Source organism: Enterobacter sp. Ap-1006 (assembly GCF_011752835.1).
Taxonomy (GTDB): domain Bacteria; phylum Pseudomonadota; class Gammaproteobacteria; order Enterobacterales; family Enterobacteriaceae; genus Cedecea.
The window spans coordinates 1,240,077-1,252,288 of sequence record NZ_VWWU01000001.1; the positions used below are offsets into that span (position 1 = coordinate 1,240,077).

Consider the following 12,212-nt stretch of genomic DNA (forward strand, 5'->3'; position numbering starts at 1 on the left):
GAGGGCTTAATCAATTCATTTCGCCATCCAGCAGCGCCATTAACCTTTCCTGCACGCTGGTGCAGCCGGCCAGTACCAGATTACCTTGCAACAGGCCGCCGTTGGCGAGAAATGCAGTGCTGCTGCCGCCCGCCTCGGTGATCAGCAGCAGCCCGGCCAGCGCGTCCCAGCTGTTCATATGCTCCTCGTAGTAGGCGTGGACCTGGCCCGCGGCAACGTGCGCCAGCATCAGCGCGCCTGCGCCAAAACGCCGGTATTCCATGCCGTCGCTCAGCACATCTTCTATAGTGCGCGCATAGAGTGGAACCGGCGCGCGGCTGGAACGGCCCAGGCCGATGACCACGCCTTCCGGGGACGGATCGTGCAGCTTGAGCGGTTTATCGTTCAGGAATGCGCCCGCGCCGTGCCGGGCGAAAAAGAACTCATCGCGATCGGGGGCATAGATAATCCCCAGCTCAATAACATTCTGCCTGACGTAAGCCAGGGAGACGCACCAGTAGTCCATGCCAAGAATAAAGTTAGTGGTGCCGTCAACCGGGTCGAGTACCCAGACGCCACGCTCGCCTTCCACCAGGCCGCTTTCTTCCCCCAGAAAGCCGTCCTGAGGGCAATGCGTCTGCAGCCAGCTTTTAATCTCTTGCTCAACCAGAATGTCCGCCTGTGAGACGAAATCCTGGCGGCCTTTTTTTTCCACGCTTAAGCCTGCATCGCGCAGCGCCTGGGCGCGGGCGCCGGCTTCGCGGATTAACGTGCATAACGCCTGTAGCTGTTGTTCGGTCATGTTTTGCTCTTAAGTAAGGGAGATTGACGTGTGTCGGTGAATCAGGTTGACCTTCACCCAACTGGTGCGTGAAGGCTGTGCAGGCGTTCGGGCGCGCTCCAGCAGGTGAGCCAGCGCCAGCCGGGAGATTTCCGCCACGTCCTGGTTAAGGGTGGTGAGCCGGTAGCTGTACTGCGCCGTTTGTGGCGTGTTGTCGAAGCCGATCAGCTGAAAATCCTGTGGAGCATATTTGCCGCGCTGGCGCATCCCGTCGAGAAAGCCACACGCCAGCTGAGCGTTGGCGCAGAAAATACCGTCGGGGATCTGCGTTACGGCCGCTGCGGCCTGCCAGCCGCCTTCATAGCCTTCCTCTGCACAAAGCAGCGAAGCAAGGTTTTGCTCAACGTTTACACCACGTTCGATCAGCGCCTGGCGGAACGCTTCGCCGCGCATTCTGCCGGCCCAGGTAGAAGAGTGATTATTGAGCCAGCCAAAATGTTTGCACCCGCTGTTGACCAGCTGTTCGGCGGCCAGCACCGACCCGGCGGCGTTATCCGAACAGACGTAATCCACGCCGGGAATGTCGGGCTGGCGGTTGATGCCAACCACCGGAATATGCTGCTGCACGCACTCGTTCACCAGCGCTTCGGGAGGCTTGCCGGAGGTGACGATGACGCCGGAGACGCGAAACTGAGTGAAGTGGCGCAGCGTTTCCGCCAGCTCCTGCTCAGAGCGGATCTCTGTCACCAGAGCCTGAAAGCCGTTGCGCTGAATTTCGCTGAGAAGGCCGTCAAGCAGGCTGCTGCGAAACGGATCGTTGATGCGCGACACGATGACGCCAATCAGATGGCTGCGGCGACGGTTAAGGCCCTGGGCAAGAAAATTGACCTGATAACCAAGCTCTTCGGCTACCTGCAGCACGCGTTCCCGTGTGGCAGGGGAAATACTGCCGTTGTTGCTCAGCGCCCGGGAAACCACGGCGCGCGAAACGCCCGCCCGGCGGGCCACATCTTCGGCGGTCACGCTTTGTTTATGCATCGACGAACTCAAGGCAAATAATCCTCAGTGTAAAACCGCTGCTGATGGAAGTCGTACTGCAGCCCGTCCTGGCTGACGAACAGCCCGGCGTGGGGGCGGCAGGCCAGCTTCAGCGCGGGCAAAATGGCATCGTTACAGTGATACAACCCCAGTGACGGCAACCCCAGCGACGTAAAGAGCTTCATGCAGCCCGGGAAATCACCGTGGGAGGCGTCCTCCGCCAGTTCAGACAGCGAGGCGCACTCCTGAAACGCCAGGTCCACACCGGCCATCAGCGCGATGGAAGCTTCGGTGGGCCGCCCGTCGCCGCTATAGAACAAAGCATATTCCCGGATATCCACGCGCAGCGCCAGATTGGCCATTTCATGGCGGGTTGGGGCTGTGCGAATCCGCCAGTGATGCCAGTGAAAATCAGCTTCGCTGTCGCGCCATTCGATGGGGAAGCAGAGCGAAGGTTCTGGCCAGTTGGCGAGCGAGGCCAGCTGCATCAACACTTCGCGCTGTGCCGGCTGGCTGTAGATCACCAGCGGCTTTTGGCGGGCAAAACTCTTCCAGTGATTAAGCAGCGCCGTTAACCCGGTGCAGTGGTCGGGATGCACGTGGGTGAAAAATAGCACGTCGATGTCGTTGATGCCGCCGCCGCGCTGCCACAGCGCACGGGGAATGGTGGGGCCGCAGTCGATAAGCCATTGCCGGTTTTCGTCATCAACAATCCGCAGCGCGGAAGTATTTTGCCAGCGGGAGAAAGCGCTGCCGCAGCCAAGCACGTCGATTTTCATTGCCCCTCGCTAAAAATTTATCGCGGTTAATTAAAGTGTCACAAAGACACGCCACAGTAGGCTCACATCATCTCTGAGCGGCGTTTCATTTTTTTTACAGTGAAATGAACACGTGTTCATTCAGAGCAAAAAAGACGTAAACAAACATGTCGGATACCGTTATGAGCTACCTGGAAATGGCGCACCTGCAAATTAGTTACGGCGAAAAGGTGGTGCTAAAAGAAATTAATCTTGCCGTGAAGAAAGGCGAGATGATTGCATTGCTGGGCCCGTCCGGCTGCGGGAAAACAACGTTATTGAACGCGTTGTGTGGGTTTATTCCTGTTAAGCAGGGCCATATTGTTGTGGCCGGGAATAATATTACCCAAAGCCCGCCGGAGCAGCGAAATATCACCATGGTATTTCAAAGCTATGCGCTGTGGCCGCATTTAACGGTGGAACAAAATATTGGTTATGGCCTGAAGCTACGCAAGTGGCGGCGGGACGCGATTCAGGCCAGAGTGCTTGAGCTATTACAGATGGTGAACCTGACCGGCCTTGCCGGGGCTAAAATCACCGAACTTTCCGGCGGGCAGCGGCAGCGCGTGGCCCTGGCGCGCGCGCTGGCCATCGAGCCAGACGTACTGGTGCTGGATGAGCCGCTGTCGAACCTGGATGCCAAAGTCCGACTGAACGTGCGCCACGAAATCAAGCAACTGCAGAAAAAGCTGGGCTTCACCTCGGTGATCGTCACCCACGACCAGCAGGAAGCGTTGGTGATGGCCGACCGCATTGTGGTGCTGAATAACGGCCAAATCGAGCAAACCGGCACCCCGGAAGAGATTTATCAAAAGCCCGCCACACCCTTTGTGGCTGATTTTATGGGAGCCGATAACTGTATTACGGCGGAAGAAATAAATACCCTGGGCCTGGCCTCGCTAAATAATAGCGGTGACCAGGAAGTCTATTTCAGAAGTTCGGATGCCGCGCTTTCATCATTAAATAAGTCTTTCCCGGAGGGTGGATTAACGCTTGAAGGGGTGGTTGAGCAAAATGCTTTTATTGGCCACAACTATCGCTACGCCATTCGCTGCCGGCAGCGTCTTTTCCATGCCGACTCTGTTGATAATTTGCCGTTGAATACAAAAGTCAGGCTGCATGTGCCTGAGTCAGCCCTGCATATTTTTAGTTCGTCCTACACAGCTTGAACCAGTCTATTTTTCTGAGGGGTAATTATGTTTACTAAAACCAGACTTGCCGCCGTAACGGCGCTGTTTTTAAGTTATGGGGTACAGGCGGAAACCGTTTTAAACGTGGCCACCGCCGGTGACCAGAATATGGTGGATTACGTCAAAACCTGGCTGGGGCCAAAGTTTGAGGCCGCGCATCCGGGGGTAAAAGTGCGCGTGGTCGGCACCGGACCGGGGGACGCAGGCTCGAATAAAATCATCGAAAAACTGAGCGCTCAGCAGCAGAGCGGGGCCAAAACCTGGGATATCGACGTGGCGGTGGTTCACCAGAAAGCGGGCGGCGAACTGGTGGAAAAAGGGCTGCTGGAAAAATACCGCCAGCACATCAAAACGGGCGACATGGTCTCCGCGGATAACGCGAAAAATGCGCTGGGCGTGAACGTGGACGGCTATGTGATGCCGATGTTCCTGAGCCAGACGGCCATCGCCTGGAACAGTGAAACCATGACAGCGCCACCGGCCTCTTATGACGAGCTGGTTGAGTGGGCGGCGAAACACCCTCAGGCGTTCGGCTACAACGGTATTAAAAACGGCATGTCCGGCGTCAGTTTTGTCGTTGGCTGGATCTACGCCTACGGCACCGACGCCCAGCGTTTATCCGCCTTGCCTTACGATAAGAGCGTAGAGAAAAACTGGTCACAGGCTTTTGAGAAGCTGAAAGCGTTTAATAAGAACGTGACCTTTACGCCGGGCAACGCCGGTACGCTGGATATGCTGACCCGCGGGGAAATCGCCATGGGGCCGGTCTGGGTGGATATGTTCTACACCTGGAAAGATCAGGGCAAACTGCCGCCGTCCATCAAGCTCGCTTTGCTTTCACCGGGCATGCCGGGGCAGCCGATGTATTACGTCACGCCGGCCAAAGCGGCACAGCCTGAGCTGGCGCGCGAGTTCATTGCGCTGGCAACCAGCCCGGAAGTGCAGGCCGACGGGATCGTGAAGCAGTTCAACTGGTATCCGGGCATTGACGCTAAGTACGTCAAACCGAAGCTGGACGACGCAACCTGGAGCAAACTGTTTGCCGAGATTTCCCCGAAAGCGCTCGCCGATTACGGCAAGAGCTTCCCGATAGCGCCTTACTTTGACGACATCAAAGAAGGGTACGAAAGCCAGGTGTCTAACTAATCCTTTCCTGGCGCCCGGTTCAGGTCGGGCGCCATGCTCAAGTTCAAAGGTTTGCTATGCGCGTTTCGTTAAACTATCTGCTGCTGGTGAGCCCCGCCGCGCTGATGATTGTGGTGCTGTTTCTGTACCCGCTGGGCTTTTCTCTGGTGGCCGCCTTTACTTCTGATGCCGGGGCGCTGACGTTACAGCACTTTGCCAAAGTCCTGGCGCTGTACTCCAACGATATCCTGTTCACGGTGTTTATCGTGCTGGTGTCGGTTGCGCTGCTGGCCGCGTTGTCGATAACGATCTCGGCGGTGATCGCGCTTTCTTCCTGCCGCCCTGTTGTTCGGTTGCTGGGCATGCTTTACCGCCTGCCGCTGTTTATTCCGTTTATCGTTGCCGCGCAGATGATGCGCACGTTTCTGGCTAAAAACGGCCTGATGAATAACCTGCTGGTTGCCAGCGATCTGGTGCAGCCACTGGACACGATCTCCTGGCTCGGCTGGAAAGGGATCATCATTACCTTTGTCTGGAAACAGCTGGCGTTTGCCACCCTGCTGATTTGTGGGGCGATGGCGGCGCTGGAGCCTTCGCAGGTTCTGGCTGCCAGAAACCTGGGGGCTTCGCGAGTTCGCATTCTGTTCGACATTATTTTACCGCAGGTGTTACCGGCTATTGGCGTCGCGCTGGTGCTTTCCACGGTGACCATGATGTCCGTGCTGTCCGTGCCGCTGATGATTGGCACTGGGACTCCAACGATGCTGACCGTGGACATGGCATTCCGCGTTAACTCCTACAGCGATTATGCGGTGGCTAACGCGCTGGGCGTGATCTCCCTGCTGATTTGCGGGGCGCTGTCATGGTTTTATCTGCGCCACAGCCTGCGCCAGAAAGGAGGGGAAGCATGAGCCTGATAAAAGGCCGATTCGGCCTGCCGCTGCAGGGGCTGCTGCTGGCCTTTATGCTGTTTGCGATGTTTGGCCCGCTGCTGAACCTGCTGATCTGGACGGTGGCGGAAAGCTGGTTTTATCCGCATACCTTGCCGAACCAGTGGGGATTAAAGTACTGGTATCAGGTGTTTAGCCCGTACAGCGATGTGTCCGGCTCGCTGCTGACCAGCGTGTTTATTGCCGTGCTGTCGGTGCTGGTTTGCCTGCTGATTTCCGTTCCCGCAGGCTACGCGCTTTCCCGTCGCGCGATGCCGTTCCGGGTGGTGTTTATGCTGCTGTTTTTGATCCCGCAGGCGTTTCCAAACCTGACGGTGTATATGAACATCGCCCGGCTTTTCTATCAGTGGGGGTTGAACGGCACGGTGGCTGGCGTGGTGCTGGTGCACAGCGTACATGGCCTGATGTATTCAGTCTGGATTTGCGTCGCCGCGTTTTCGGCTGTCGATCCGCTGCAGGCGCGGGCGTCCCGTAATTTAGGCGCCGGGCCGCTGTTTACCTTCTGGCATATCGTGCTGCCGCAGGCTTTGCCGGGGATCATGGCCGCCGGGATTTTCGTGTTCCTGGAATCGCTGGATGAGTTTACCGGCACCTTTTTCGTCGGCGCGCCGGATATCACCACGCTGCCGCTGCTGCTTTACAACGCCAGCATGTCCGGGAATTACCAGGTATCGTCGATTACCGCGCTGATTTTGCTGGTACCGTCGCTGCTGTTTATGCTGGTCATCCATAAGTTTATGCGGCCTGAGATGCTGTCGAAGCTGGGCAAGTGATACAGGGCCCTGGCTACAATACAGATAATTCCGGGCGGATAATGTTTTAGATTATCCGCCTGAGGGGAGTGAAAGCCCGTTATCCGTTTGTTTTCGAGGTGTCCATGAAGAAGCGATATGCTCTCGCCGCAATTCCGGTTTTACTGACGACCTTTAGCAGCCTGGCTTCCTCGGAAGCGGCCTGGCAGCAGTTGGACAAAGACGTGCAAAAAAGCTGTCTCGCCATCAGCGCCCTGCAGGAGAAAAAGATAGAAGGGAAGCGCACTGACTTCAGCGACGAGGTCGGTTACTCGGCGGTGGTGATTTCAGGCAACTACAAATTTAAGAACAGCCAGCCGGTGCCTGGCAAAGAACTGTGTCTTTATAACCGCAAAACGAAAAAGGCCAGTCTGGAACAGATGCAGTAGCATTCTTGCACGGTTAAAGAATATATCCCTGCAAAGACAATCTCTTTGAACGACAGGCAGTTATCCCTCAGCCGGGACGCTGCCTGTTTTATCTGGCGCAAAACTGCCATTTCCCCGTCACGTTTCTGCCATAAACCCCTCCCATACTGACTGACTTCTGACCCCTGACAGGTTTGCAGACAATGGCAAAACGTCCCTGGCTTCCGTGGCTGATCCTCACGCCATCTTTGATCTTTTTACTGCTCTTTACCTGGTTCCCGCTGATCCGCTCGGTGTACGACAGCCTGTTTGATACGCGTCTGGCGGGCGAGGCCGGCGCGTATGTGGGCGCAGGCAACTATGTTCGCCTTTTTGCCGACGCGGTTTTCTGGAAATCGCTGGTGAATAATCTGTTCTATATCGTGCTGACCGTGATCCCCGGCGTGGCGCTCGCGCTGCTGCTGGCGGTTGCGCTGTGGGAAAACCACCGCGTTAACCGCTGGCTGCGGACGGCGTTTTTCTTCCCGATGATCATTCCCATGGTCAGTGCGGCAGCGCTGTGGCTGTTCATCTTTATGCCGGGCATGGGGATGCTGGATTACTACCTGGCGAAGCTGTTCGGGCCGATGAATAACAACTGGCTCGGCCGCAGCAACAGCGCGCTGTACGCCCTGGCGCTGATTGGTGTCTGGAAGTTCGCCGGCTATTACATGCTGTTCTTCCTCGCCGGCTTACAAAGCCTGCCAGCCTCGGCGCGTGAAGCGGCGATCATGGAAGGGGCAACCTCCACGCAGGTATTCTTCAAAGTCACTTTACCGCTGCTTCGCCCGACGCTGAGCTTTGTGGTAACCACGGCGCTTATCTACTCGATTACGCAGATTGACCACGTAGCGGTGATGACGCGCGGCGGGCCGGATAACGCCACCACCGTGCTGCTTTACTACATCCAGAGTCTCGCCTGGGACACCCATGATTTAGGCAAAGCCTCTGCCGCCACCTTCCTGACGCTGGCCGGGCTGTTTGTCTTCTCGTTCGTTAACCTCAAACTGCTGGAAAGGGGCGCCCACCATGAGCGTTGAGTTTTCTGGGTCCGTTGTCAACGCGCGTAGCGTACCGCAGCCGCTGTGGTTGCGCCTGCGAAAATCAAAGGGTGCGACGCTCACCGTGCTGATGTGCTGCCTGGCGCTGCTGTGGGTTAGTCCGTTTATCTGGATGCTTTCATCGGCTTTTAGCGCCAGCACCTTCGGGGAAGGCATGGCCTCAATATTGCCGCGTTTTCCGCTCACGCTGGATAACTTCCGTGATGCGTGGCAGAGCGCCGACTGGCTCAGCTTGTACGCCAATACCCTGATTTTCAGCTTCGGTACTTTCTTCGTGCAGCTCATCACCATCACCTCCGCCGGGTACGTTTTTGCCTGCCATGAGTTTCGCGGCAAGCAAATGCTGTTCCTGCTGTTTCTGGTGCAGCTGATGATCATGCCCGTCGTGATGATGGTGCCGAACATGATGACGCTCAAAGCGCTGGGCCTGCTCAATACGCTGACCGGCGTGATGATGCCGTATTTCACCTCCGCGTTCGGCGTGTTCCTGATGCGTCAGGCGTTTCTCGCCATCCCGAAAGAGCTGGAGGAGGCCGCGCTGATGGAGGGCTGCCGCTGGTGGCAGGTGCTTTACCGCGTGCTGCTGCCGATGTGCTGGCCGTCGGTGCTGGCTTTCGCCACCGTGAGTATTACCTACCACTGGAACGAGTACCTGTGGCCGCTAATGATGCTCAACGACCCGGACAAGCAGGTGCTGACGGTCGGGCTCGTTTCGTTTGCTATGGGCGCCGAATCCGGCGGCCAGTGGGGCACCATCAGCGCCGGGACCATTATGGTTTGCCTGCCGCTGATGCTCGCCTTTATCGCCTTCCAGAAGCAGTTTCTGCGAAGTTTTGGTTTTTCAGGTATCAAGTAAGGAGTTGAGTGATGTTATTGGCCCATATTTCCGACACCCATTTCCGCAGTCAGAACCAGAAACTGTACGGCTTTATCGACATCAACGCGGGCAATGCCGACGTGGCCTCGCAGCTGAACGCGCTGCGTGAGCGCCCGGATGCGGTCATCGTCAGCGGGGATATCGTCAACTGCGGGCGCCCTTCAGAGTACGAGGTCGCGCGCCAGGTGCTCGGCACCATCAAGTCGCCGCTTTATTTGATCCCCGGCAACCACGACGATAAATCGCATTTTCTGGAATACCTGCGCCCGCTTTGCCCGCCGTTGGGGGACGACCCGGAAAACATCCGCTATGCGGTGGACGACTTCGATACCCGGCTGCTGTTTATCGACTCCAGCCTCGCCGGGCACTCTAAAGGCTGGTTGACCGACAATACCGTGTCCTGGCTTGAAGCGCAGTTAACCGCGAGCGGCGACAAGCCCACGGCGGTCTTTATGCACCATCCGCCGCTGCCGCTGGGCAACGCCCAAATGGACAAAATCGCCTGCGAAAACGGCCACCTGCTGCTTGATTTGGTCGCCCGTTTCCCGTCGCTGGTGCGTATTTTCTGCGGCCACAACCACAGCCTGACGATGACCCAATACCGCCAGGCAACGATAGCGACGATTCCCGGCACGGTTCACCAGGTCCCGTATCACTTTGAGGACAGCCGCCCGTATTACGATCTGTCGCCGCCGTCCTGTCTGATGCACCGCCAGGTGGGCGACCAGTGGGTGAGCTATCAGCATTCTCTGGCGCATTATGCTGGCCCGTGGCTGTATGACGCGGCGATCAGTTGCCCGACGGATGAGTATTAATCGCCATGCTAAGACTGAATCAGGTAAGCAAGCAGTTTGAAGGCAAAGCGGCGCTGAACGCGCTGTCGCTCAGCATCGACGAAGGCGAGTTTGTGGTTCTGGTCGGGCCGTCCGGCTGCGGCAAAAGTACGCTGTTGCGGATGCTGGCGGGGCTGGAAGAGGTTAGCGGCGGCGAGATTTGGCTCGGCGGCGAGAACATTACGGCGATGTCGCCGCGTGAGCGCAACTTCGCGATGATCTTCCAGAACTATGCGCTGTTTCCGCACCTGACGGTACGGGACAACATCACCTTTGGCATGAAGATCCGTAAAGAAGATAAAGCCAGCTGGCAGCCGCGCCTCGAGCAGGTGGCCACGATGCTGCAGCTGGGTGAAATGCTCGACCGTAAACCGGCCAAACTGTCCGGCGGACAGCGCCAGCGTGTGGCAATGGCGAGAGCCATTGTGCGCAATCCGCGTCTGTTCCTGATGGATGAACCGCTCTCTAACCTGGATGCACGCCTGCGCACCGAAGTGCGCGACAGCATCATGGCGCTGCACCATCAGCTTAAAACCACCACCATATACGTCACCCACGATCAGACGGAAGCCATGTCGATGGCGGATCGCATAGTGGTGATGAACGGCGGCGTGGTGCAGCAGGTGGGCGAGCCGGAGCACCTTTATGCCCATCCAGCCAACCTGTTTGTTGCCGGTTTTATTGGCTCCCCGGCCATGAATTTGGTTTCTCTGCCTTGTGAAAACGGCCGCGTTTTGCCCGCCACGATGAATTTGCCTCTGCCGCCTGCGGCGGAAAAAGCGCAAAGCGTCTGGTTCGGGATCCGCCCCGAGCACCTCACCGACAGGCCAGAAAACGGGCACCTGACGCTAACGGCGACGGTGCTGCAACGAGAACTGATGGGCGCAGATTATCTGCTCCATGTCAGTACCCCCCTGGGAACGTTACGCTACACCCGTCGCCACCGCGGCGAGGTACCAGAAAAAGGCGATACGCTTACCCTCGGTTTTTCTTCATCGGATATACACCTTTTCCACACAGACCTTCACCACAACTTACACCAGGAGATTGACCATGTTTAACCCCCTGATGCATAAATGGCGGGCGCTTGCCGTTTGCTGTTCGCTGGCCGTGAGCGGCGCAGCGCTGGCAAAAGAGAAAATTGATTTTATGTTCCCGGCGCCGGTCGACGGCAAGCTGACAATGGAGATGACCCGCGTCATCAAGGCGTTTAACGATTCGCAGCAGGACGTCGAAGTCCGCGGTATTTTTACCGGCAGCTACGACACCACCAAAATTAAAGCGGAATCCGCCCAGAAAGCCGGGCAGCCGCCGGCGCTGGTCATTATGTCGGCCAACTTCACCACCGACCTTGCGCTAAAAGACGAAATTCTGCCGATGGACGAGCTGTTTAAATACGGCAACCGTAAGGCGGGCGATTTCCTGATGAACGACTTCTGGCCGGCAATGCACAAGAATGCCCAGGTCATGGGCGTGACTTACGCGATTCCGTTCCATAACTCCACGCCAATCCTGTACTACAACAAAACGATGTTCGATCAGGCGGGCATCAAGCAGCCGCCGCAGACCTGGGCCGAAATGCTGGCCGATGCGAAGAAGCTGACCGATGCCAGCAAAGGGCAGTGGGGCATCATGCTGCCGTCCACCAACGACGATTACGGCGGCTGGATCTTCTCCTCGCTGGTACGTGCCAACGGCGGCAACTACTTCAACGAAAACTATCCGGGCGAAGTGTATTACGACTCGCCGACCACCATTGGCGCGCTGCGCTTCTGGCAGAACATGGTTTACCGCGACAAAGTGATGCCGTCCGGCGTGCTTAACTCCAAGCAGATCAGCGCTGCGTTCTTCAGCGGTAAACTGGGCATGGCGATGCTGAGCACCGGCGCGCTGGGCTTTATGCGCGAAAACAGCAAAGATTTTGATATGGAAGTGGCGATGATGCCCGCCAAAGAACAGCGGGCGGTGCCTATCGGCGGCGCGAGCCTGGTTAGCTTCAAGGGCATTTCCGACGCGCAGAAAAAGGCGGCTTATCAGTTCCTGACGTATCTGGTTAGCCCGCAGGTTAACGGCGCGTGGAGCCGTTTCACCGGGTATTTCTCCCCGCTGAAGGCCTCCTACGACACGCCGGAAATGAAAGAGTACCTGCAGAAAGATCCGCGGGCGCAAATCGCGCTGGATCAGCTGAAATATGCCCATCCCTGGTATTCGACTTATGAAACGGTTGCCGTTCGTCAGGCGATGGAAAACCAGCTGGCGGCGGTGGTGAACGATCAAAAGGTGACCCCGGAAGCGGCAGCGAAGTCCGCCCAGCAAACGGCGGACAGCCTGATGAAGCCGTATGTTGAGAAAACCGCGCTGGCCGATGTGAAGTAAAATCCCC

Annotated in this window: 13 protein-coding genes; 10 read left to right on the forward strand and 3 right to left on the reverse strand. The window is 57.2% G+C overall.

Going from position 1 to position 12,212, the window contains the following annotated elements; genetic code table 11:
• Positions 1-10: 10 nt before the first annotated feature.
• From F3J28_RS05685 to F3J28_RS05695, 3 genes are read right to left on the reverse strand one after another with little or no spacing between them, the layout of a single operon-like run.
• Entirely contained in the window at positions 11-781 is a 771-nt protein-coding gene (locus F3J28_RS05685; protein WP_166873589.1) for an inositol monophosphatase family protein, read from the reverse strand.
• Positions 782-790: 9 nt separating this feature from the next.
• Entirely contained in the window at positions 791-1,798 is a 1,008-nt protein-coding gene (locus F3J28_RS05690; protein ID WP_166873591.1) for a LacI family DNA-binding transcriptional regulator, read from the reverse strand.
• An 8-nt stretch (positions 1,799-1,806) separates the two neighbouring features.
• The gene (locus tag F3J28_RS05695; RefSeq protein ID WP_166873594.1) at positions 1,807-2,577 is read right to left on the reverse strand and encodes an MBL fold metallo-hydrolase; all 771 of its coding nucleotides are present in this window, start codon (positions 2,575-2,577) and stop codon (positions 1,807-1,809) included.
• A gap of 161 nt (positions 2,578-2,738) precedes the next feature.
• Between F3J28_RS05695 and F3J28_RS05700 the strand changes: the two genes are divergently transcribed.
• The 10 genes from F3J28_RS05700 (at position 2,739) to F3J28_RS05745 (ending at position 12,205) form a co-directional block, all read left to right on the forward strand.
• Positions 2,739-3,764, forward strand: coding sequence for an ABC transporter ATP-binding protein (locus F3J28_RS05700; protein WP_166874463.1), 1,026 nt, complete (start codon positions 2,739-2,741; stop codon positions 3,762-3,764).
• Between the two features lie 27 nt (positions 3,765-3,791).
• The gene (locus F3J28_RS05705; protein WP_166873596.1) at positions 3,792-4,931 is read left to right on the forward strand and encodes an ABC transporter substrate-binding protein; all 1,140 of its coding nucleotides are present in this window, start codon (positions 3,792-3,794) and stop codon (positions 4,929-4,931) included.
• 56 nt (positions 4,932-4,987) lie between these two features.
• Positions 4,988-5,821 carry an ABC transporter permease gene (locus F3J28_RS05710; protein ID WP_166873598.1) on the forward strand — a complete coding sequence of 278 codons (834 nt, stop codon included), beginning with the start codon at positions 4,988-4,990 and terminating at the stop codon, positions 5,819-5,821.
• The gene (locus tag F3J28_RS05715) at positions 5,818-6,633 is read left to right on the forward strand and encodes an ABC transporter permease (protein ID WP_166873601.1); all 816 of its coding nucleotides are present in this window, start codon (positions 5,818-5,820) and stop codon (positions 6,631-6,633) included. Before F3J28_RS05710 ends, F3J28_RS05715 begins: the two co-directional genes overlap by 4 nt.
• 104 nt (positions 6,634-6,737) lie before the next feature.
• Positions 6,738-7,040 (forward strand): hypothetical protein, encoded by a 303-nt coding sequence (locus F3J28_RS05720; protein WP_052045593.1) that lies wholly within the window; start codon positions 6,738-6,740, stop codon positions 7,038-7,040.
• Between the two features lie 182 nt (positions 7,041-7,222).
• Entirely contained in the window at positions 7,223-8,098 is an 876-nt protein-coding gene (locus tag F3J28_RS05725) for a carbohydrate ABC transporter permease (RefSeq protein ID WP_008461472.1), read from the forward strand.
• Entirely contained in the window at positions 8,088-8,975 is an 888-nt protein-coding gene (locus F3J28_RS05730; protein ID WP_166873605.1) for a carbohydrate ABC transporter permease, read from the forward strand. Before F3J28_RS05725 ends, F3J28_RS05730 begins: the two co-directional genes overlap by 11 nt.
• Before the next feature lie 11 nt (positions 8,976-8,986).
• Positions 8,987-9,811, forward strand: a complete 825-nt coding sequence (gene gpdQ, locus F3J28_RS05735) for a glycerophosphodiester phosphodiesterase GpdQ (protein ID WP_166874466.1) — start codon at positions 8,987-8,989, stop codon at positions 9,809-9,811.
• A gap of 5 nt (positions 9,812-9,816) precedes the next feature.
• Positions 9,817-10,890: an ABC transporter ATP-binding protein gene (locus F3J28_RS05740; RefSeq protein WP_166873608.1), complete on the forward strand. Its 1,074-nt coding sequence runs from the start codon at positions 9,817-9,819 to the stop codon at positions 10,888-10,890.
• Between the two features lie 7 nt (positions 10,891-10,897).
• The gene (locus tag F3J28_RS05745) at positions 10,898-12,205 is read left to right on the forward strand and encodes an ABC transporter substrate-binding protein (RefSeq protein WP_166874469.1); all 1,308 of its coding nucleotides are present in this window, start codon (positions 10,898-10,900) and stop codon (positions 12,203-12,205) included.
• Positions 12,206-12,212: the final 7 nt, after the last annotated feature.